General features: G+C 39.8%; 21 protein-coding genes. 9 read left to right on the forward strand and 12 right to left on the reverse strand.

Annotated features, from left to right (window positions below; all coding sequences use genetic code 11):
• Window positions 1-25: 25 nt before the first annotated feature.
• From AC1EU0_RS05035 to nudF, 7 genes are all read right to left on the reverse strand, one after another.
• Complete coding sequence (locus tag AC1EU0_RS05035; protein ID WP_480300876.1) at window positions 26-2,044, reverse strand: Mu transposase C-terminal domain-containing protein; 2,019 nt, start codon at window positions 2,042-2,044, stop codon at window positions 26-28.
• On the reverse strand, window positions 2,028-2,696 hold the full coding sequence (locus AC1EU0_RS05040) for a Tn7 transposase TnsA N-terminal domain-containing protein (protein ID WP_480300878.1): 669 nt from the start codon (window positions 2,694-2,696) through the stop codon (window positions 2,028-2,030). The genes AC1EU0_RS05035 and AC1EU0_RS05040 overlap by 17 nt, the downstream gene beginning before the upstream one ends.
• A 145-nt stretch (window positions 2,697-2,841) precedes the next feature.
• Window positions 2,842-4,728, reverse strand: coding sequence for a DNA topoisomerase IV subunit B (gene parE / locus AC1EU0_RS05045; protein WP_480300880.1), 1,887 nt, complete (start codon window positions 4,726-4,728; stop codon window positions 2,842-2,844).
• A 77-nt stretch (window positions 4,729-4,805) separates the two neighbouring features.
• A complete protein-coding gene (locus AC1EU0_RS05050) occupies window positions 4,806-5,387 on the reverse strand; it encodes a YqiA/YcfP family alpha/beta fold hydrolase (RefSeq protein ID WP_480300882.1) in 582 nt (193 codons plus the stop codon).
• Between the two features lie 28 nt (window positions 5,388-5,415).
• The gene (gene cpdA / locus AC1EU0_RS05055; RefSeq protein WP_480300883.1) at window positions 5,416-6,261 is read right to left on the reverse strand and encodes a 3',5'-cyclic-AMP phosphodiesterase; all 846 of its coding nucleotides are present in this window, start codon (window positions 6,259-6,261) and stop codon (window positions 5,416-5,418) included.
• A 17-nt stretch (window positions 6,262-6,278) separates the two neighbouring features.
• Window positions 6,279-6,713 carry a DUF1249 domain-containing protein gene (locus AC1EU0_RS05060; RefSeq protein ID WP_480300885.1) on the reverse strand — a complete coding sequence of 145 codons (435 nt, stop codon included), beginning with the start codon at window positions 6,711-6,713 and terminating at the stop codon, window positions 6,279-6,281.
• On the reverse strand, window positions 6,713-7,312 hold the full coding sequence (gene nudF, locus AC1EU0_RS05065; protein WP_480300887.1) for an ADP-ribose diphosphatase: 600 nt from the start codon (window positions 7,310-7,312) through the stop codon (window positions 6,713-6,715). The genes AC1EU0_RS05060 and nudF overlap by 1 nt, the downstream gene beginning before the upstream one ends.
• 245 nt (window positions 7,313-7,557) lie before the next feature.
• On the opposite strand from nudF, the gene tolC reads away from it, so the two are divergent.
• The 4 genes from tolC to AC1EU0_RS05085 all read left to right on the forward strand — a co-directional run bounded on the left by tolC (window position 7,558) and on the right by AC1EU0_RS05085 (window position 14,100).
• Entirely contained in the window at window positions 7,558-8,904 is a 1,347-nt protein-coding gene (gene tolC, locus AC1EU0_RS05070) for an outer membrane channel protein TolC (protein ID WP_480300888.1), read from the forward strand.
• 160 nt (window positions 8,905-9,064) lie between these two features.
• Complete coding sequence (locus AC1EU0_RS05075) at window positions 9,065-9,922, forward strand: TIGR03899 family protein (RefSeq protein WP_480300889.1); 858 nt, start codon at window positions 9,065-9,067, stop codon at window positions 9,920-9,922.
• 149 nt (window positions 9,923-10,071) lie between these two features.
• Window positions 10,072-12,273 carry a hypothetical protein gene (locus AC1EU0_RS05080; protein WP_480300890.1) on the forward strand — a complete coding sequence of 734 codons (2,202 nt, stop codon included), beginning with the start codon at window positions 10,072-10,074 and terminating at the stop codon, window positions 12,271-12,273.
• A gap of 198 nt (window positions 12,274-12,471) precedes the next feature.
• Window positions 12,472-14,100, forward strand: coding sequence for a hypothetical protein (locus AC1EU0_RS05085; RefSeq protein ID WP_480300892.1), 1,629 nt, complete (start codon window positions 12,472-12,474; stop codon window positions 14,098-14,100).
• Between the two features lies 1 nt (window position 14,101).
• Here AC1EU0_RS05085 and AC1EU0_RS05090 read toward each other — a convergent pair whose 3' ends face one another.
• Window positions 14,102-15,454: an AmpG family muropeptide MFS transporter gene (locus AC1EU0_RS05090; RefSeq protein ID WP_480300964.1), complete on the reverse strand. Its 1,353-nt coding sequence runs from the start codon at window positions 15,452-15,454 to the stop codon at window positions 14,102-14,104.
• 215 nt (window positions 15,455-15,669) lie between these two features.
• Here AC1EU0_RS05090 and AC1EU0_RS05095 point away from each other — a divergent pair, with 215 nt between their 5' ends.
• On the forward strand, window positions 15,670-17,070 hold the full coding sequence (locus AC1EU0_RS05095; protein ID WP_480300894.1) for a hypothetical protein: 1,401 nt from the start codon (window positions 15,670-15,672) through the stop codon (window positions 17,068-17,070).
• 255 nt (window positions 17,071-17,325) lie between these two features.
• The gene (locus tag AC1EU0_RS05100) at window positions 17,326-18,228 is read left to right on the forward strand and encodes a hypothetical protein (RefSeq protein WP_480300895.1); all 903 of its coding nucleotides are present in this window, start codon (window positions 17,326-17,328) and stop codon (window positions 18,226-18,228) included.
• A gap of 63 nt (window positions 18,229-18,291) precedes the next feature.
• On the opposite strand, the gene AC1EU0_RS05105 is transcribed toward AC1EU0_RS05100, so the two are convergent.
• From AC1EU0_RS05105 to AC1EU0_RS05120, 4 genes are all read right to left on the reverse strand, one after another.
• Window positions 18,292-18,639, reverse strand: a complete 348-nt coding sequence (locus AC1EU0_RS05105) for a hypothetical protein (protein ID WP_480300897.1) — start codon at window positions 18,637-18,639, stop codon at window positions 18,292-18,294.
• Window positions 18,640-18,803: 164 nt separating this feature from the next.
• On the reverse strand, window positions 18,804-19,388 hold the full coding sequence (locus AC1EU0_RS05110; RefSeq protein WP_480300899.1) for a peptidylprolyl isomerase: 585 nt from the start codon (window positions 19,386-19,388) through the stop codon (window positions 18,804-18,806).
• A gap of 10 nt (window positions 19,389-19,398) precedes the next feature.
• On the reverse strand, window positions 19,399-19,974 hold the full coding sequence (locus tag AC1EU0_RS05115) for a YajG family lipoprotein (protein ID WP_480300901.1): 576 nt from the start codon (window positions 19,972-19,974) through the stop codon (window positions 19,399-19,401).
• Window positions 19,975-19,984: 10 nt separating this feature from the next.
• The gene (locus AC1EU0_RS05120) at window positions 19,985-20,176 is read right to left on the reverse strand and encodes a hypothetical protein (RefSeq protein ID WP_480300903.1); all 192 of its coding nucleotides are present in this window, start codon (window positions 20,174-20,176) and stop codon (window positions 19,985-19,987) included.
• Window positions 20,177-20,392: 216 nt separating this feature from the next.
• On the opposite strand from AC1EU0_RS05120, the gene hslV reads away from it, so the two are divergent.
• Genes hslV through AC1EU0_RS05135 form a run of 3 tightly spaced genes read left to right on the forward strand, consistent with a single transcriptional unit; the run spans window position 20,393 to window position 22,685 of the window.
• Window positions 20,393-20,917 (forward strand): ATP-dependent protease subunit HslV, encoded by a 525-nt coding sequence (gene hslV, locus AC1EU0_RS05125; protein ID WP_121838271.1) that lies wholly within the window; start codon window positions 20,393-20,395, stop codon window positions 20,915-20,917.
• Between the two features lie 11 nt (window positions 20,918-20,928).
• A complete protein-coding gene (gene hslU / locus AC1EU0_RS05130; protein ID WP_480300905.1) occupies window positions 20,929-22,254 on the forward strand; it encodes an HslU--HslV peptidase ATPase subunit in 1,326 nt (441 codons plus the stop codon).
• A gap of 44 nt (window positions 22,255-22,298) precedes the next feature.
• A complete protein-coding gene (locus AC1EU0_RS05135) occupies window positions 22,299-22,685 on the forward strand; it encodes a gamma-butyrobetaine hydroxylase family protein (protein WP_480300907.1) in 387 nt (128 codons plus the stop codon).
• Window positions 22,686-22,810 lie beyond the last annotated feature (125 nt).

A 22,810-nucleotide genomic window follows, 5' to 3' on the forward strand; every position in this document is an offset into this window, starting at 1 on the left:
AGGAATTGAGCCCTAAGAGATTCAATTAGAAATCCAGTTCATCAGGCAGTGTATTGGCCTCGCCATTAAAGAATTCAAGTTCTTCAATCAAGTTATTGGAGGATGCTTCATTTTCGGATATATCTTGCAATGTATTATTACTAAGCCTCCTTGGATTAATCACAGATGAGTTGACCGTCTGGTCTGTTTGCTGCCCCACATTCAAAAATCTTGAGAGCTTTTGGCTTGATGAGGTTTTTTTGGAACTTGATGAATCTAAAAAATTTGAAATCAGTTGCATAATTTTCATTTTGGCAACAGCTAAGTCTTCTGGGTTGTGCTCTTTTTGTAGCTTGTTTTTATTGAACGACTTGATCACTTGATGTTGGTGCAAGCTCAGACCTTTTGCATATTTTTGATTAATTGCAGGCACTTTGAAATAGTGTCTTTCAGAAGGATTTCGTTCATCCAAAACATAAATATATCCAAGTTCTTCTCTGTTATATTTAATCGTAACCTTAGTAAATCCTACTTCTGATCTGTATTTCAACAATTCATCATTGTCATACCAAATATGATCAAACACGATTCCGGCTGGGCTATTCTTTCTATCAGTCATCTCTGAAAGAACAATATCTAAATCATCCTTATTCATAACCCTCCTAGGTACTGATTTAAGATCTTCTTGCCAGCTAACACTAGGAATAATTGTACCTTCAGAGACTAAATCTTGTTGATAAACATCAACAACCCAAACATGGAACAACTTTAAAAATAAATCCATTGTTATCACAGCATGCTTTTGAGGATTATAGAGATTAGTATCAACAATATCCGGGAAAACTTTTCCTTTCATATCGTCGAGCAACTTAGTATTGATACTCTTAAAAAAAGATTCAACAGAACCTTTATACCAAGGGTGTTTAGCTGGGTTTCGTTCAATTCTAATATTCAAATCATGACATGCGTCAATTAAGGCAACACTTTCAAAATCTTTTCCTCTATCAACAGCTAATGTTTTCGGAATACCATAACAATCCCACTCATTTTCTACCTCAGGATAAAGTTCTTTTAGGTATGTTTTTGGTAGAATGGCATGCTTTAATGCTCTCGCAACACTTAAATAAGAAGGTTTCTCAAAACCAATGTAGAACCCTAAAATTGATTTAGACTTATAATCAAGTAATACGGTGATATATGGACGCCCCAGTATCATTGATAACTCACTATCTACGATGAATAAATCTGCTTGAGTATGATCAACTTCTACTCGTTGAAGAATAAACTTAATTTCTTGAGAAAGTTGATTGAGTTTGAACCTTTTCCTAGCTTCATTTTTACCTAACCTTGCAGCAAAAATTTCTTTCTTTGCAAACTTTTCTAACCGTTTTATAAATGCTGATAAAGAAGGAACTTTTATTTTCTTTGATTTAGAAAGAACCTTATTATCATAGTTAATTAATGTCTTAAGATAATCATATGCACTAGAGATTGATGGGCGCTCAGGGGTTTTGAAATACTCAATCGCAGCCGCGATATAAGGCTCTTTTATTTCATCTAATTTAACGTTTCTATTCCCTTTTGCATGATAGATAGGAAGTAAAGCCCGAATACTACAGTTAGCATCTCTATAACTCTTTAACCAATATTGAACCGTTCGAATCCCTGGCTTTTTGGTAAGAGTAGTGAATGAATTTGAGTTATAAATTTGTTCAACAATAGGCTTAAGTATCGCTGCGCTATACGACTTCAAATTTTGTTCTAAAATTCCAGAAACAAAAATATATCGCTCTCTTGCTTTCTTCTTTGACTCTTCTGGAAAACTGGCAAAATCTATTATGTTGTTTTCTAGTAGCTTTCTTGTGCGAAGATCTTTTTGGTGAATGTTTGCAATACCGGATACAATTAACTCGTCGAGTTCTCGGCTTTTTCTTGTCGAAGCGATTCCTGAGAAGCTATCAATTAATTTAATTACATCTGGGCTGCTATAGATAATTTCATATTGATGACTGACATCATCATTTTTGATCGTGATAAAATCACCAGTTTCATAAGTAGCATTCATAACTTTCACCACTATGTTTAATCGAAGTTTGAGTTGATAAAAACTCGGTATCTATAGGAGCTAAAATCTTCCGTTCGAAAATAAGCTTATAGACTTGCTCAAGTTCTGAATCAAAGTTAGCTTTAGGCAATAAATCTGAAATTAAAACATCATCATTTTGATCTAGGGTATTAATTACTTTTACCAAAAAACCTTTATCCAAAGCTTTATCATGAGAAGCCCAAAGTAGCGTAAGGTTTTCATATAGTGGCTGTTGTCGAATTTCAGTTTCAGTGAGCACTTCAAACTCGAAACCTTCAGATTCACAAGCAGTCTTAATCGCTAAACACCTGTCATCAAAGTCATTATCTCGCGCAATATCTCGATTGAACTTGATTTCGATAAGGCGTTTCTTGCCATCAAAGTAATTAACTAATAGATCTGCTGTGTAACTGTGTTTTTCATCATTGAGGAAATATTTGATACGAGGAGGTTGGGACTGGTAATTTAATACTTTACAGTCAAATTCAAGGTAATAACAAAGGTCTGCCTCAAGAGTCCCTTCTGTAAAAGTAATCTCATCAAGTGATTTTCTGGCAGGAAATACGTTTATAGATTTCGACATCAATTTCTTAATGTCTCTTCTATCTTTGTTTTCTTCGTTTTTCCACATAAGCGCTGCTCCTGAATAGTAACAGCGCTAGATTCTTCCTTTCGCTATATTAACGCAAGTTAACATTTGTTAATGCGCAAACTTATGGTGTGCAAAAATGCAAGCTTATGGTGTACCAATGCAACCTTATGGTGTAATCATCAAATCAAATTTCCGCAAGGTCACCCTTAGTTTCGAGCCAAGTCTTACGATCACCACTGCGCTTTTTCGCCAGTAACATATCCATTAATGCTAACGTTTCTTCAGCATCATCAATAGTGAGTTGCACTAAGCGACGAGTATTAGGATCCATGGTGGTTTCTCGTAATTGCAACGGATTCATTTCACCCAGACCTTTAAAGCGGGTGACTTGAACTTTACCTTTTTTATTTTCAGCGGCAATACGATCAAGTATGCCCTGCTTTTCCCCTTCATCTAAGGCATAAAAGACTTCTTTGCCAATATCGATACGGAACAATGGAGGCATCGCAATGTAAACATGCCCTTTTTCAACCAGCACTCGATAGTGCTTCATAAATAAAGCGCATAACAGCGTGGCAATGTGAAGTCCATCGGAGTCAGCATCGGCAAGAATACAAATTTTGCCGTATCGTAGTTCAGAGATATCTTCATTGTCAGGATCACAACCGATGGCAACCGAAATATCATGAACTTCTTGTGAGGCTAAGACCTGTGAGGCATCGACTTCCCATGTGTTTAGAATTTTTCCACGAAGCGGCATAATGGCCTGAAACTCACGATCACGCGCTTGTTTCGCACTACCACCAGCGGAGTCCCCTTCCACTAAGAACAGTTCGCCACGCATAGGATCTTGAGTGCTGCAGTCAGTCAACTTACCCGGTAAGGCAGGTCCTTGAGTGACTTTTTTACGAGCGACTTTTTTTGCTGCTTTTAGGCGCTTTTGCGCATTGTTAATGCACATTTCCGCCAACGCTTCAGCGTATTCGGTATTTGAATTTAACCACAAAGAGAAAGCGTCACGAACGATACCAGAAACAAAAGCGGCACATTGACGACTCGAAAGTTTTTCTTTGGTTTGACCAGCAAACTGTGGGTCTTGCATTTTGACGGACAATACGAATGAAGAGCGATCCCAAATGTCTTCAGGTGACAGTTTAACGCCACGAGGCGTTAGATTGCGGAATTCACAAAATTCTCGCATGGATTCCAATAGCCCTTGGCGAAAACCGTTGACGTGAGTTCCACCAAGTGGTGTTGGGATCAAGTTCACGTAACTCTCGTTAAGGCATTCTCCGCCTTCAGGAAGCCACGTTATCGCCCAGTCTGCCGCTTCCAATTTGGCATTCATACTGCCAACAAAAGGTTGTGGCGGCAGCATTTCATTGCCTTTGGTAGATTCTTGCAGATAATCATTTAGACCATCTTCATAATGCCATTCTTGAGTTTCACCTGTTTGCTTGTTAGCAAATTTGATTTTTAAGCCGGGGCACAGAACGGCTTTTGCTCTCAGTAAATAAGTAAGCTTAGTGACGGAGAAATTAGCTGAATCAAAGTAACTGGCATCAGGCCAAAAATGCACTCTTGTACCGGTATTGCGACGGCCACAGACGCCAATTTCTTCTAATTCTTCAACCTTATCGCCATTTTCAAATGCCATTTGATAGACTTTGGCACTGCGGCGCACTGTAATTTCTACGCGTTTTGATAAGGCGTTTACGACTGAGATCCCCACCCCGTGCAAGCCACCAGAAAATTGGTAGTTTTTATTGGAAAACTTACCACCAGCATGGAGCTTAGTAAGAATCAGCTCAACCCCAGGAATGCCTTCTTCTGGGTGAATGTCTACCGGCATGCCACGACCGTCATCAATTACTTCTAGTGAGTTATCTTGATGCAAAATCACGTCAATTTTACTGGCATGTCCTGCTAAAGCTTCATCGACACTGTTATCAATCACCTCTTGACCTAAGTGGTTAGGACGGGTGGTATCCGTATACATGCCTGGACGACGTTGAACTGGCTCGAGTCCGTTTAGCACTTCAATAGCATCAGAGGTATATTGATTGGTCATAACTGGTTTCTAGCGTCTCTAGGTTAATAATTGGGAGTATAACTATTTGTTCTATGGTAACAATGTTGCGATGCCAATTAACAATTTGTCAACTGTAAAAATTCAGCAATGGCAGGTAAATGATTCTTATAGCCCACGAAACTATGATCACCACCGGCTTCCAACGTCATTTTACAGCTATGATACTTACTTAATGCCTGTCTGTAATCCAATACTTCATCTTGCGCTTGTTGTAACACATATATTTGATCAGGTCGGCTAATGGTAGGCGTATTGAGTTCAAGTAATTGCTGTTGATGTTCAGGGATGACTTCAAAGTATTCTTGGGTATAGGGGTTATATTGCTGCCCAAGCCAATCTTTCATCGATTCATAGGGTTTCACAGCTGGATTGATCAAAACGGCTTTACCGCCATATTGCTCAACTAGATGTGTTGCAAAGTAACCACCTAATGACGAACCCAAAAAACGCAGTGGTTGCGCATCATTTTGCGCTGTCTCCACAATGCTCTTTAGTAGTGCCATTGCTTTATGTGGACAATAAGGAAGTTGTGGCTGATAAAAGGGTAAATCAGGAAAATGTTGTCCAATAAATTGCGCCGTCTCAAGTCCTTTTTCTGACTGAGGGGAGCTGTTAAATCCATGAATATAAAGCAGCATAGTTCCTCACTCTGCGGAAATTAGCCTACTAATATCCGCTGGCTTCATGCTCCGGTGAAAAACGATCACCTTTAACACGATAAACAGTTGTGCGAATGCTACCATCGCTATGCAATTGCAGCAAACGATAACCCGGCTGCAACCCATCGAGTGCAAAATGGTTTGATTTAGGGGTAAATTGAATGCACGTAGATGGTGTTGCCAGTAAGGGAATTTCGACGTGTGGCCCTTGATATATTTCATCCACTTCTTGATGAACGTGCCCCCATAAAATCCCTTTTACTTGAGAATGGCGACTGACTCTCGACAAAAACTCATCACCATTTTGCATCCAGTGTTGATCCAACCAGCGACAGCCTACCCGAATAGGATTATGATGCATCACGACCAATAGATGTTTATTAGGATGAGTTTGTATCGCTTGTTCTATCAGCTCAAATTGATCTTCTTCTACTCGACCAGCTGGCTTACCTTCGATAGTAGAATTTAGCATCACAATCTGCCAGTTATCAAAAATCACATGCTTTTGAGGAAAAAGGTGATCTCCTTGCTGCAGCAAGGCTTGATGCATCATTTGATTTTCGTCATGGTTACCCGGTACAAAGTGGCAAGGCAAACCAAGGCGCTTACTTTGATTAGCAAAACGATAATAAGATTCAACGCTATTGTCTTGACTGATGTCACCTGTCATTAATACCAAATCAGCTTGATGGTCATTATTAAGGATTAATTCTAAGACCGCTTCAAAACTTTGAGATGTATTAACTCCCAAGAGTTGGCCATCATCTGAAGCGAATAAATGCGTGTCTGTGATCTGCACCAATTGGATACAGTCAAGTTGTCGTTCCGTGTAGGTAGTACTAGAGTTTGTCACTTTGCTTTCCCTATCCATCAATCATCTTCAATCGCCATTTGACGACCTGTTATGAGTAATTCAGATAAAAATGCATTCATTTGGTATTTTTCGTTAGTTTGATGCATTTGCGGATTCGGATAATCATACACTGGAAGGAGTTTATAAATCTGTTGACTGCTTAACACTTCTGCTAATCGAGCATCATGATATAAACGGACTAACACTTTGGGTTGGTTGAGATAATTATGCTTTGGTACAGTGCGGCGTATTTCGATAAGCTGGGTATACTTGGTGTTTTCTAAGAGCTGAACCTCTAAATGCGCTGAACTACTCGAAATAGACCAAGTATCGCCAGTGGTCATATCGACTGGCAACAGCTGTTGTAAAGCGTGATAGTTACGACCACACAGGGCTAAGAACTCACTGACATTAGGACGATACCGCTGCTGACGCTGAGTCATAGAGACCATTATTCACTCAATTGCTGATAGTGTAATTGTAGCCATTGCAAGCCAATGACTGTAGCTGCATTGTTAATTTTTCCTTGCTCCAACCATTGATAAGCTTGAGCCCTTGAGACCACATGCACCTTTATGTCTTCTTGCTCCGAATCTAAACCGTGGACCCCTTGCGCTTTGGATGCATCCACTCTGGCCCAATAAAAGAAAAACCGCTCTGATGTGCCACCAGGACTAACCATCACTTGATTAACAGACGTCAGTTTTTGAGCTATTACGCCTGCTTCCTCTGCAAGTTCAGCGTGTGCTACTTGTTCTGGTGTGCGATTTTTATCAACCATACCAGCCACTAACTCTAACAGCCACGGACTTTCATTTTTACCCAATGCCGGAATACGTATTTGCTCTATCAACACCACTTGATCCAATACAGGATCATAAGGTAATACGACAACAGCATCTCCACGCTCAAACACTTCTCGACTTATAGGCTGGCTCCAACCTCCTGCAAATAACCGATGAACAAATTGGTATTCTTCAACTTTAAAAAAACCTTGGAAAACCGTTTGCTTACTCAGCAACTGTACATCATTATTATTAAATTCATTCATTCCAATTCTTGCAACCGACAGTTTCAATTTTCTCTAAGGTTAACACACAGATAGCTGATAAAATCTGTTACACTTCGAAGTTGACTGAAATAGAATTCATTTTTACTATTTATCATCAAGTTGTACAGGAAAGCGTCGGGAAGCGCCAACCACCTAAATTATTTAAGATAGATAAACACTGATTAATTTAGGTAAATTTTAAGGTTATTGTCTTGAACAAAGGCATCATGTCTAAAGGGCAGAAAATGAAATTTAAGATGAAATCCATATGCGCAGCACTGGCCTTCGCGGCAACGTCTTCAGCGGCATATGCTGATAATTTACTTCAGATTTATCAACAAGCACTGACAAATGATCCAATCGTGCTACAAGCTAAAGCACAACGTGATTCGTTGTTTGAAAAAATTGAGCAAAATCGCTCAGGATTAATGCCGACCATCAGTGGTACCGTTGGTTATAACAAAACTTGGGCTAATTCTAACCCAAATGCTCAGGGTTACAGCGCTGGGGTAACACTTAGCCAAAACCTTTATAATCACAGTGTATGGATTGGGCTAGACATAGCAGAAAAGGCCGCGACCCAAGCAGATTCACAATATGCGGGTGCATTACAAGACCTAATGATGCGCGTCACTTCAGCTTACTTTGATGTATTGACCGCTAAAGATGACTACGAATTTAAGAAAGCCGAAAAACGTGCAATTGATCGTCAACTAGAGCAAACCAAACAACGATTTGCGGTAGGTCTAACAGCGATTACTGATGTTCATGAGGCGCAAGCGCAATATGACTTAGCCACAGCATCTGAAATCTTAGCGCAAAATACACTGGATAACAGTTATGAAGCACTACGTGAAATCACTGGTGTTGACCATTTGAACATTGATACCTTAGATACTAAACGTTTTTCAGCTACGTCACCGTCACCTCAGTCTAGCAATGAGTGGCTAAAACTTGCTGAAAATAAAAGTATTGCCCTTACGTCTGATAAGATTGGTAAAGAAATCGCAAAAGAAGCAATTGATGCTCAGTGGGCTGGTCATTTACCAACACTTAGCTTAAATGGTAGTTACAACAAGAGTTTCAATGGTAAAGGGCAAATACCAGCAGATCCTACTAACCCTCTAAATAGAAATACCGTTTTTGATAACGTCGCCGACAGTGATAACCGCTCGATTGGTATTACCTTAAACGTACCTATTTTTCAGGGTTTTGCAGTATCATCACAAGTTAAGCAGGCTCAATATGCCTACGTTACCGCTAGCCAAAAACTGGAGCAAACTCACCGCAGTGTGGTGAAAAATGTGCGTAATAACTTTAACAATGTAAAAGCATCCATAAGCTCTATTAAAGCTTATGAGCAGTCTGTACTTTCATCAAACAGTGCATTAAAGGCCACACAAGCTGGCTTCGAAGTAGGTACTCGCACTATTGTTGACGTTTTAAATCGTACTCGTGATTTATATAACTCAAAACGCCAGCTTTCTGATGCACGCTACTCATACATAAAGTCAATTCTTGCGCTCAAACAAGCCGCAGGAACATTGAACGAAGATGATATTATTGCCATTAATAATGGTTTGAATAAATAATCTTTTAGACTAAAAAAACCGCACTCAACTTGGTGCGGTTTTTTATTTTCTAAGCATCACTGGCGTTGCGTCATGGATGTAAAAATAATATGAATCTGTTGTTACTCTGCTCGAATTACGGTTACTATCTGTCAATAAAATTCGCAGTAGCTATGATGTTATGAGCATTTCCGTTTCTCAAGTAGATGATAAAACCAAGGATGTATCAGCTAAGCGTAAGCTGCTTAGCTTAGCGCCGAGGATTGGATTGGCCGCAGACGGTAAATATCAACCCAGCAACGCTTCATTAACCGAACGGGCAAAGTATCGAAACGAACAACAAGCATCTGTTTTCCAACAAAACCTAGAAGCCATATACAAACAAGCTTTGGCCTTGATCCCTGCAGATGTTACGGGTGCTGAACTTGATCCCGACTGGCTTCACCATTTTTATAATTTAGCTGAAACTATCCATAACCCAAAGATGCAAGAGTTATGGGCGAAGATCCTCACTCGAGAAATTACATCTCCCGGCCATTTCAGTATCGCCACGTTAAAGCGCTTAACTCAACTTACCCAAAGAGAAGCACAAATAATAGAAAAAGTGACTTCTTTAACCTGTACCATCAATCGTGATCCACAGGTTAAATTGTTAAGCCATTATCGTATTACTGGCGGATGGCGACATTGGCTCAGCAAATCCCCTAAGCAAACGCTCAATTTAGCAAAAGTTGGGATACCATACTCGTATATCGTAACGCTTATTGAGGCAGGTATTTTACTTAAACAGGAATTTGAAACTGGCCAACTTGCCGCTAAACAGCCTGTATTACTGGATTTTGGACTTGACACCTTACGCCTTACCCCAAAGCACCGCCAACTGGTATTAGGCTACTACCGCTTTTCATTGATTGGAAATGAGTTAGCTCAGTTACTCCCTCCCCGTCCTCAAACGAAGCAAGCAAATCTCGCTTTATCTGAATTTCTAAATTCAGACTTTCAAATGACTGATTCAACAAGAAAAATAAATTCTAAATGAATCGTGGATTAACATTTTATCCCCAAAAAAATATAAGCCATTGATTTTAAACAACTTACCTCAATATTCGTATTTTTCATATTTGGCATACTGGCTGCAATATCCCTAGTATGAAAACATAGGTGTTTTTATTAACTTAAGGAATGCAGGTGGCTGAAGCGTCTTGTTCACAATCAAAAGCAACTGCTGCCCTCCCTATTGAAGTATTTTGGAATGACGGCAGCAAGCAGGAAAATGGACTACAAACAATTAAAGGGCTAGAGAGCATTCCCCTAAGTCTGCGGGATCAAAAACTGCTACAGATCAAAATTGTTGATGAAAATGATCCCTCAGCAACAAGAGCTGTCTATTTTGACGTGATAAAAAAAGACAGTAATAATTACGAGTTATTCTTTAATCCAGAGTTCGATAGTTGCCACTCTAGCAGTCAAGCTGCTATTCATATTTATGATGCTTATAACCAATGGCAAAAAGCAATTTATGCTACAAATGTTCCAAATAATGAGTGGGTTACTAAAGTATACTCTGTTGTAGCCACCTACATACCTAACGCTCGTATTGAGAAAGCATCCTGCGTAAATAAGCCATATAGATTCGAATATACCCCCAAACCAGCCCAAAAAAATGCATCAGTTCTGAGCCTTCCTGCAGCGTATTCTGAGGCATTCACAGTTGTGTGGGATCCAAGAAAGAAAATGGTCATAGGGCTGAATCAGCTCTTATCGCTTTTAGCACTGAACAAAAATTTACAAGCGGTAAAAATAAATGTCATTTCAGCCCATACACAGGCGATAGATCATCAACTCTATTTCGTTGTACAAAAAGAAAATGAAGGCCTGCGTTTACTGGAGCACAGCTCAAAGGATTTATCTGTGACAGATAAAGCATGTAACACATCCTATGCGTTGATCCGTACCACCTTTAATACACTTCAAGCCAAGCTTCTCGCAAAAGAATTTAGACCGAAACCGAATGATATTTATGAGCTAGTCGCTTTTTATTCAGATAAACAAGAAAAGTGCTATTTTTATCAAATTCCGATATTTATTGATATGGTTTCCCCTGAAGTTGCGTCAAAAAAAGCAGAGATTCCCCCCCTTAAAAAGTTAAACTTTAAGGAAGCTAAAGCTCAAGCAAAGCAAAAGCGTAAATCTGGTATTTCAGAAAATAAATTAAGACATTTTGATTTAGAATCCACTCTGCGTTTTATAAAAACCAAGATCACTAAATCAACTGATGAAGCACAAACGGCCACACCAGTAAATATTGATTGCGCCTTAGAGAAACACCTTGATATGTCTGCACAACGAGATGTGTTGATAGAGAGACATATTATTTGTTATGAAGATCAGCTTCCTAGTTTTATGGAAGAAGCCGTAGAGCAATTTGCAGCATTGGCACCTTTTGCTCAAAAACAATTGTTGTTCATCCCTATCGGATTACATCGAAATAAAGCACGGGCAAAGCATGCTGTATTTTGTGTAGTGACAAAAAAAGGAGCAATTTTAGTTGATTCCAAAATTCTTTCTGATAAATACTCAGGAAAAATCAAAGTTATACGCACAAACTGGCAAGAAACTTTAGATGTAGAGCGATGCAATCTGTATGTCACCTATACTATCATGCAGTTAGCCGCTTATATTAATAATCACCCTACAAATTGGGATTCATTTTCTTTTAAAGAGCAGCGTAGCCTATTAAAAGAGATTTTAAGAAATCAAATTCCGCCACCTAGTGATGATGATTTAGCGACACTATTTGAAGAAGTAGAAAGAAGTAAACCAGAGAATGATGACGCTGAATTTGTAAGTCTAACACCTGAGCACACCTTATTTAGCGCACAACAACAAGTAGATTTCGAAGCAGCGCAGACAAGCGACACACAAAACACAGAAACGGGATCTGAGTTAAGCTCAAGTCACTCCACTACGCTTAGTGGCGGACCACAAAGTTCTATTGAAGAAGATCTACCCAGTGCAACCATTAGTGGAGATTCTCGAACTGAATTACTTTCAACAAGCTCAACTAGCCATAGCAACGAACAATCAATGAGTTATCAGGGTTTAACTAGCGCTTTACAAGATACACAAACTGCAGAAACTGACTCCACAGCACAAAATATCGATAAAGAATTCAGTTGGAGGGACAATTCCCGGAAAGATTGGAAAATAATTCTTTCAACGCAAGAATCTGGGTTTGTGTTGGTTGAAACTAAGGAGCTAGAAGATGATCTAACAGAGTCTATGAGTGATAGTCGAACAAGGGCGCAGACCATGATGGTAGACGACTTACAATATGTGTTCGTAGGTCAATTACCTGACCCCATTCCTGAATCTGATTCTGAATCCTAAAATAATGCAAAAACAACTGATTGATAAAGGGCAATAAATTAAATTGAATATTAATTGAGGATTAATTTTAACGCATCCTCACTCATAACACACTGATTAATAAAGAATATAATTTATATCTTATTTTGTATCTCTTGGTTTATCGTTAACATTTCCCTAATATCTAGCATTGGTTTTCTCTATTTTTAAGGACTTCAGGTGGCTATAGACACTCAATCGTTACAAGCAGCTGCTTGCCCACCCCAAGTATTTTATGATGAAACAGCAGATGATCTATCTCCTCATGTCAAAGGGTTCGAAGATATTGTTCCTGTGATCCTAAATATCTCAACGTTACCGACTATTCCAGAGAAATCAAATACCCTACAGCCGCGGGCTGAACTAGAAATCCAACTTGTTAATGAAAGTGACCCCGCTAAAAAGCTATCGGTTGTTTTTCGTGTTTTAAAAAAAGATACTGATCAATATCGATTGTTTTTTATTGGTAATGCCAATACTGAGCCGTCAGCAGAACGGCTAGCAGCCAGTGTTACTCAAGCCTTTAACCAATGGCAAACCCTAGCAGCAGCAAAAGCTCAGATTATGGCTCTCCCCAAGGCAAATCGCGGAGAGTTTAGCTTAATTTATGATGCAAACTCCAAAATGCTTATCGGCTTCTCACATCTCCTAAAACTAATGAGCGATAATCCGGATTTAAAAGCCGTTAGTGTAACTATCTCAAACTCATCGGGTGAACGAGCAGAGCATTTGTTTTATCAAATTACAGAAAAAGAAAAAAATGTACTGACATTAGTCCCTTTTGTCTTTAAAGCTGGTGACTTACAAGAACAATCATACGCGGTTCACCAATTAGTTCGTGGCAGTTTCGATGCCCTACAAGAAAAATTGCTGCAAACATCATTCAAGCAAAAAATGTATGACGATAAGCATAAGCTGAACGATAAATTTGAACTTTTAGCCTTTGTTTCTCATAAACTGGGGCAATGTTACTTTTATCAAGTTCCAATCTCTTCTTTGGCTCATGCTCCACAATTAGATTCGAGAAATTCAGAAGCCGCCCCCCCCTATGAAATGACGTATGAACAAGCATTAGCCCATGCGAAAGAATATAAATCATTTGTAGCAAATAGAATACAAGTAGCAGCTGGAAACAATCTAATCACCGTAGCTAATTTTGCTAAAGACGCTTTTATTTATTTGCGGAATGGTGGGGCAAGGCCAACGGTCGATTCTCGGAGAGCAACACCCTCTAACATTGATTGTGAATTAGATAAATCACTCAATATTTCACAATTAAAGCATGTCATCATCTCCACTCATGTTCAGATTGATGAAACCCAACTGGCAGATTATTTAAGTGAAGCTCATGCTGAGTTCTCAGCTTTTCCTGCTTATATCAAGCAGCAATTATTACTTATCCCCATAGCCCTTAAGCGAGACAGCTTAGATTCAAAACACGCTGTCTTTTGTATCATTTCGAAACAAGGCGCGATTCTAGTTGATTCACGTAAAACCTTTTCTTCTTATCCAGAGAACATCAGAGTGATGCGTACTGAATGGCAAAATGACCTCGATTGGGAACAATGCACTAAGTATGTGGCCTACTCCATCGAGAAATTGGCCACCTATGCCGATGAATACCCTATAGATTGGAAAAGCATTAACCTAGACAAACAACAGTATTTATTGAAATTAATTGTCGATTGTCAAATCCTACAGCCAAGTGAGAAAAAATTGGCTTCTATGTTTGAAGACCAACAAATGAGTCTCGCTGAAAATGATGACGCTGAATTTGAAGACATTACATTTGACACAAGCTCAGATTAATTTACTTCGATTTTTCTTTTCGATTCACCAAATAAACCAACCACAGAACCGGAAAGCCAATTAAACTTGAGACAATATAAAAGTTTATATAGCCAAAAGCATCCACATAGGCACCAGAAAACCCAGCAACAAACTTAGGGAACATCAGCATAATCGAAGACAACAGTGCATACTGAGTAGCGCTGTAACCGCTGCTGGTTAAGCTCGATAGATAAGCAATAAAAGCCGCCGTCGCCACTCCACCACTAAAGTTATCAATCGAAATGAATACGGTCAGTAATGGCACGTTATAGCCAACTACTGCTTGAATGGCATACAGCATATTGGTTATTGCCACCAATAAAGCACCAAAGAATAAAATCTTCATGGTGCCATAGCGCACCACCAATAAACCGCCCGCAGCAGAACCCACCAGTGTCATGATCAAGCCATACACTTTGCTGATAGAAGCAATTTCAGTTTTGCTAAATCCCATATCCACATAAAACACATTCGCCATCACCCCCATCACAATGTCGGAAATGCGATAAGTGGAGATCAGTAATAAAATCAACAGGGCGTGTTTACCGTAACGTTGAAAGAAATCCGCAAAAGGCACCACACAGGCTTGATAAAACCACGCTAAGCTATCGGCTAATACTATTGGATAACGCTGTCGGTATGCTCGCTTGATCTCATTATCGGCTTGAACACGAGATTGATCATCAACGTTTGGCTCTTTAGCACAAAGAGTTACAATCATTCCGATAACCATTAGCCCAGCCATCACTTGGTACGACGTTTGCCAAGCCTGCAGATGATAACCGTCACTAGGGTCAACCCAAGCTGCTATGGTTAACGCCCCTGCCGTAGCAATAATCATGGCACTGCGATACCCCACTTGATATGCAGCCGCTAATGCCGCTTGCATTTTTTCTTCCGCCGACTCAATACGAAACGCATCTACGGCAATATCTTGAGTGGCCGAAGCGAACGCTACAAGTAATGCAAATAAGGCAAGGTGGTCTAAGTGGCTTAAAGGATCGCTCATGGACATGCCTAATATCGCCACCACGAGTAGACTTTGCGCCAATATCATCCAGCTTCTTCGCCGGCCTAACAAAGGAGTCAGAATAGGAAGAGTTAATCTATCCACTAAAGGTGACCACATCCACTTAAAACCATAAATCAACGCAACCCAACTAAAGTAGCCAATAGCCGTGCGATCAACACCTGCCTCCCTAAGCCAAAACGACAAGGTAGAAAACACCAGCATTAAAGGTAGCCCTGAAGAAAACCCTAGAAATAATAGAATTAACACGCGTTTGTGAGCATAAACAGATAAAGAGTCTTTTAGAGTGGCGATAAATGGCATAATCAAATGAGAATAAATACGATTATTGTCAGGATAGCGAAGTCGGCTATTAAGTGCCAACCTTTAGGTTATCATTGCGTAATTTTATAGAGTCACCTTGCTTCAATAGTCTAAGAATTATTTCAATATAAACAAAGATTAATCTCACAAGATTTAACAAACATACCTTTAAGTATAAAATCAATAACATAAACTGAAAAAATCAAGGTTCACTCATGCTCTCAGAAGTTCAAGCTAATCCTACTACCCTTGATCTCAATACTTCCTCAGCTAATCAGTGTATTTGTGAGCAATTAGAACGCTTTAAGGATAAATTCATTTATACATGCAGTAATGCTTGTGGAAGTTTAGCTCCCAGTTGCTATTCGAAAGGTTTAATCAACGAAAAGGTTAAAATCAATGTAACTGGAACTACAGGGGTTCCAGTTACAGATAAAATACAATGGGTGTTCTCAGCCGTTAAACAGACCATTCAAAAGAGTGATCAACCTCAGGAACGACTTACTGCATTTATAAATATAATAGATGCCTCAGGTCCAGCAGCAAAATTTCTTGCAAAGAACATGAGGGTTCATTTTGGGCTACCAGTTCCTCCGGTAAAAACAACCACAACGCCTGAGCCTGTTGCACAATTTCATTCCGAAGACAGGTATCAATCACCGCAAGCATCAAATGCAGTACCTAATCTAGATACTTTTTGTGTATCAACACCGGCTGCAAGCGCAACATCTCAACCACATAATCAGACGTTAGTTGAACTAGGATCTGCTCTTGAAAAAGCAACTCAACAGCAAATTGAGGAGGCATGGCAAAATAGCTTTGCAGAAATGCATAACATAATAGAAAAAAATGTTATTGAAATAGCAAAACAAGCATTGAAAAATGGTTTGATAAGCGCTGATGCACTATCAGACATTCAAACAACAATTCATACATCAAACAATCAGCAAGCTTTGGTTTTATTGAATGTTATAGAAAGCATGCTTAAAGTTACCCGTGATAACGTAAAAACAACACGTATCAATGTCTTAACGTTCCTCAAAATTTGCGCTGACAATACTAAGCACTATACAAATCCTGTGACCATTTTTTTAGAGAAGCTTAATGCACAAACTGCAGCGCCAGTTCATCCCGCCGCCGCTGACCAACCACCAGCAACACGCACCGAATCAACAGCAACACCATCCCTAGCTCCGAATGCTTACGCAACTTCAATTGCAACAGATGTCCCGCAAGTAAGCATAGAAGAATTAGAGCAAGTTGTTAGATCCTCGACAATGCCTCAAATTAAATCAGCTTGGGAGAAAAGTGCTTATTTCATAGGGCAGCAACTCAAAAAAAACGCGCAGAAGTATATTCAACAAGCCATTGTCAATGGCATAACAACCCAAGTTGAGCTAGATAACATTCCGCTTAAAAGACATGGTGGATTCTCACTTATGTCTCAAGGTGAGTACTTATTGGAAGCAATAGAAGCACGTATAACGTCTCCTCATACTAAGGAGGCAATGGCTCGTAAAATTATCATAGAGCTATTAAAAATTTGCCCTGAGACAACCAATCCGAAAAACAACCCTATAGACGTTTTTTTAAAGAACCTAAAATCAAAAAGATAAAAATTCAAAGCTGAGAATGAAACATTTATACCTAAAAACTTCAGATCTACATAAGCTAACCTCTACAGCAAAGCTACTTATACCAATTTGTATTAAGTTCTTCATGAGACACCAACTGCAATGTTTTGGCTCGCTAAATCAATTTGATACTACCGACTTAAATACATGAAAAAACATTAATTCAATATCAACCACAAGAAGATACTTTGTACGTTAAAATTAACAACATAAACATCACATTCACAAGGTTAATTTATGGCATCCGAAGTTTTAGCTAGTGCAACCGCCTATTCTCATACTATCTCCTGCGATAGGGATAACATCTGTGAAAAATTTGCCCAGTTTAAAGGTACGATTATCTTGGCACTCCCATATGATGCACAATCCTTAGCGTGTAGATTATTTTCGGCTAATCTCATTGAAAGGTCAGTGCAAACCAAAATAAATACGACATTAGGAGTGTCAGGATCAGATAAAATTAAAATGGTTGTTGATGCTCTTCAGCAACACTTAACCTATTGCCAAACCCCGCTTGAAAGTGTCAAAAAAATTATTGAAGCTTTAGAGAATTTAAGCGGCACAGGTCAGAATATTGCAATTAGAATGAGAACTGAGTTTCAACTTCAGTCCCCGTATGCTAAACAGCTACCACCATCGAGCCCCGTTACGCAATTTCAAACAACCGACAGCAGCCAACCTCCTCATCTAACAGACCTTACAACAACATTAGAGGCATTTTCTATTACAACAGAGGCTACAGAAACTGAAGCCTCCCTTCAACATAACACTCAATCAATGAGTGAGTTAAAAGAAGCACTCAATCACGCTACGCAATCACAAATCAAAATAGCTTGGGTAAAAAGTTTCGCCAAATTCCAATTACTCATAGCCGAAAACCTTATTCCTGTTGCTGAGTCTATGTTGTCAGAAGAACTTATCTCGGGAAGTGACCTATCCAACATTAAGACAAGAACAAATTATGAGGATATCGAGGGAGCTACTGAACTTTTAGTGATATTAGGTACATTCATCAACCTAAGCTGTGTACCCAAAGATGACAAAATCAATGTTGTAATAAAACTTATATCCGCTTGCTTACAACATAAAAAAACAGATACAAATCCAGTTGAGGTGTTTTTATCTCAATTAAAAGTATGACTGGTTAGCCATAAAAAATCCCCGATATCTCAAGATAACGGGGATTTTTGCTTTTGATAATTATTATCCAACTCGATGCAGTTGCGCTGAATCTGGTCTCGCACCCACAATACTGTGTGGAACGGTACCATCACCAACTAAAAAATCACAACAATCACTAATTTGTTGACGTAAAACGTGATTTCCCCGGATTGCCCAGGCTGGCCATTTACTAAAACTGTGGAGTAAGTGCCAAAATACGGTCTCTGTGTCGGTTTGAGTATCACCAAGAACATCCAAGCGTTGCCACTCTTCTAAGGTGTCCCACAAATACAGTTGTACTTCATTATAATCAATCTGCTGACTAAGAAATGCTTTGCCGTAATGAGCAAGTTGGGGCGCTTTTTCATCGATGAAGTCTTGCGTCGTCATCGTTCGCCTCATAATTATTTTCTTATGTCCTCATTTTTATCTCCAAACTTCCCCGAAAACAAACATAGCGCTTTCAAATGATTTGGAGGTCAATGCTTTTTTTGTAGCTTATCCAGTATAGGATCAACTTTTGGGTATTGTTTGTTTTTTTGAAAAAAAAATCTTTATTCTCTTGGCAACAATTTAGCACTCTTAAGTACAATCGGCTCTACAGGGACATCTGGCCATTCTAATACAGTATTTGTCTCGGTTTTTACCTGCGACATTTTCATCAGTACTTCTTGCCCTTGAATCACCTCTCCAAACACCGCATACCCCCAACGTCGAGACGAAGGATCTAAGCGCTCATTATCGGCCACATTAAAGTAAAATTGACGAGTCGCGCTATGCGGTTCACTATCTCTTGCCATTGCAATGGTTCCCGTCATATTCGATAGACCATTTCCCGACTCATTGACAATCGGCTTCATTTCAGGCTTTTCTTGTAATTTAGGATCAAGACCACCACCTTGCACTACAAACTCCGGAATGATGCGGTGAAAAATCGTATTGTCATACTCCCCTTTCACCACATAAGTGAGAAAATTATCGACGGTGATCGGAGCACGATCTCTATCCAGCTCTACGACAATTTTGCCCATAGTAGTGTTCATTTCTACTTTCGGAAATAAATTATGCGGTTGAATATCTACCGCCCACGAAGATGCGCTCAAGCACAACAATGCGGCACAGAATATTTTTTTTATCATTTTACTTTCCTTACCCAGCCTTAGAATTAATAAACATTATCAATTTGGGATCGTTTATTAAATCTGAAGTCACTTGGTTGATCAGCTTATTCAGCGCTAATTCTAATTGAGAATAATCTAATTGCAGAGAACCATTCATGTTCCCCGTGACGTGATAACTATTGGTGTATGAATTTCGCCCTTTTTTGACTTGTAGAGATAAGGACACTTTAGAGTCAACTTTATATTTAAAGGTGTCTTGTGTGACATTAGCTAACAATTCATCGATATAGATAGTGATCGCCGTTGAAGCATGAGGCGCTATTGCTGTACCACTACTTTTTAGAGTTTGGGTAAGTGCTTGTTCAATCAAAGTTGAGGGTGGTTCAGATGGTGCCACAAGACGGTTCTCAGACTTATTGTCATCTTGACGCACAATATAATTGGCATTACGGCGATCGATTACCTGTAAACTCACTATCGGTACTTCGATATTGGCTGAAGTAAGTTGTGGTACCGTGGGTGATAATACAATTTGGGTTGGGGCTGTGCTAACGCACCCCGCTAATGTCGTTATTAACATAAACAGCAACGCACGCGTTTTCATACTATCTCCATTAATCAACTGGTTCTGATTGCTTCAATTTATCTGTTATATACGTATTGGCATTCGCTAAACTGCCAAATGTGTTAATAAGATTACTTCTTCCCTTTTCACGAATTTGAGGCTCTTTAGACTCCACCATCATCCAAACCCAAGTTTTGATTAATGCTAACGGCGGTTTTTTAGCCTGTTGATCATTCGACATCTACTTCGTCCTATCCTACTACACAGGTATTTTTATTTTTAAGTGCTAGAGAGTAGCAAACCATCAATTTTAATCACAAGTCTAAATGCTAAATAAATGTAAAAAATTACCACAACGAATTTATCATCATAACGCTTGAAATTCCTCACATTGCCCTTATATCAGAATTATCGACTTGCTCAACAGACTGAGCCAAATCAAAATGAGGAATTACTTGTGACTACTATCGTTTCTGTTCGTCGCAACAACAAAGTGGTCATTGCTGGAGATGGGCAAGTATCCCTAGGCAATACCGTAATGAAGGGCAATGCCCGCAAAGTTCGCCGTCTATATCACGAGAAAGTCCTCGCTGGATTTGCAGGCGGTACCGCTGATGCTTTCACTCTATTTGAACGCTTTGAAGCCAAGCTAGAAATGCACCAAGGCCATTTATTACGTTCGGCTGTAGAGCTTGCCAAAGACTGGCGTACCGACCGAATGCTTCGCAAACTTGAAGCCATGCTAGTTGTAGCTGATGGCGAAAGTTCATTGATCATTACTGGTAATGGTGATGTTGTGCAGCCTGAACATGATCTCGTCGCGATTGGCTCTGGTGGTAATTTTGCACAAGCGGCGGCATTGGCCTTACTTGAAAATACTGAACTTGATGCCAAAGAGATTGCCGAAAAAGCATTGACCATTGCTGGTGATATTTGTGTATTCACCAACCAGCATCACACCATCGAAGAATTAACTTATTAGTGGTAACTGACATGTCTCAAATGACTCCCCGTGAAATCGTACATGAACTTGACGGCCATATCATTGGTCAACAAAAGGCTAAACGTGCTGTTGCCATTGCCCTTCGTAATCGCTGGCGCCGCATGCAGCTAGATGCCGATCTTCGCCAAGAAATCACGCCAAAAAATATTTTGATGATAGGCCCAACCGGTGTAGGTAAAACCGAAATTGCCCGCCGTCTAGCGAAACTGGCTAACGCTCCATTTATCAAGGTTGAAGCTACTAAGTTTACCGAAGTTGGTTATGTCGGTAAGGAAGTAGAGCAAATCATCCGTGATTTAACGGATTCAGCCATTAAGCTTACTCGTGAGCAGCAAATGCAACAAGTGCGTCACCGTGCTGAAGATGCGGCTGAAGAACGCATTTTAGATGCACTACTGCCGCCAGTAAAAGACGACTGGGACGAAGACAACAATAAAAATTCATCGACTCGCCAAGTGTTCCGTAAAAAACTCCGCGAAGGCCAATTAGATGATAAAGAAATCGAAATTGATATTGCCGCGCCACAAGTAGGGGTTGAAATTATCTCGCCTCCTGGTATGGAAGACATGACCAACCAGCTTCAAGGTCTATTCCAAAACATGGGGCAAACGCCTTCTAAGCGTAAAAAGCTTAAAATCAAAGATGCGCTTAAACAAGTCATCGAAGAAGAAGCCGCTAAGCTGGTAAACCAAGATGACTTAAAAGAAAGCGCCATCGAACTGGTTGAGCAACATGGTATTGTGTTCCTTGATGAAGTAGATAAGATTTGTAAACGTGGCGAAAGCTCTGGCCCTGACGTTTCTCGTGAAGGGGTACAACGAGACTTATTGCCATTAGTCGAAGGCTGCACGGTTAACACTAAACACGGTATGGTTAAAACCGATCACATTTTGTTTATCGCCTCTGGTGCATTCCAAATGTCGAAGCCATCGGATTTGATCCCGGAACTTCAAGGACGTTTGCCTATTCGTGTTGAATTAGATGCATTATCGGCCGATGACTTTAAGCGCATCTTAACCGAACCAAATGCTTCATTGACCGAGCAATATGTTGCCCTAATGTCGACAGAAGGCGTGAATATTGAATTTGATGAGTCAGGCATTGAAGCCGTTGCTAATGCCGCTTGGCAAGTAAACGAGCGCACTGAAAACATCGGTGCTCGTCGTCTGCACACTGTTATGGAGCGTTTAATGGAAGAGCTGTCTTACAGCGCTTCTGATAAGTCTGGCGAAACATTCACTATTGATGCTGAGTACGTTAACGGTCATCTTGATAACTTAGTACAAAACGAAGACTTAAGTCGTTTCGTCCTTTAATCTTGTTTAAGGCTGAGCCATGGCTCAGCCTTTTGGTTAGCTCTATGGAAACAACACCAAAAGTCACACACCTTAAGCTCAAGCGTAAAAGCCGTTTATTGGAAATCGCATTTGATGATGGCGAAATCTGCACGTTAAGTTGCGAATTTCTAAGAGTCTATTCCCCTTCTGCTGAAGTCCACCAGCACGGTAACCCTGTACTCGTAACCCACAAAAAAGACGTTAATATTTCGGCCATCGAAACCGTCGGCCACTATGGTGTAAAACTGATCTTTGATGATAGCCACGATACTGGTATCTATTCTTGGTCGCTTTTATATCAATTTACCCAAAACCACCAACAGCTCTGGCAAAGTTACTTAACTCGCCTAAAAGACAATCACGGCTCACGGGAAGCTCTAATCCCTATGGCCATCAAATACACGCCTTAACTCCCCAACCATTCAGCTCCGATTCAGTGGTTTAGGTTTTATATCTTTAGAGGGCGTTCCCAATTAAAGACTTTTTGATTTGTTACAACCTAAAATTTGTAAAATCAAGGCACGAAGAATGAAGT

The organism is Parashewanella sp. 2210YD4-3 (genome assembly GCF_056591735.1).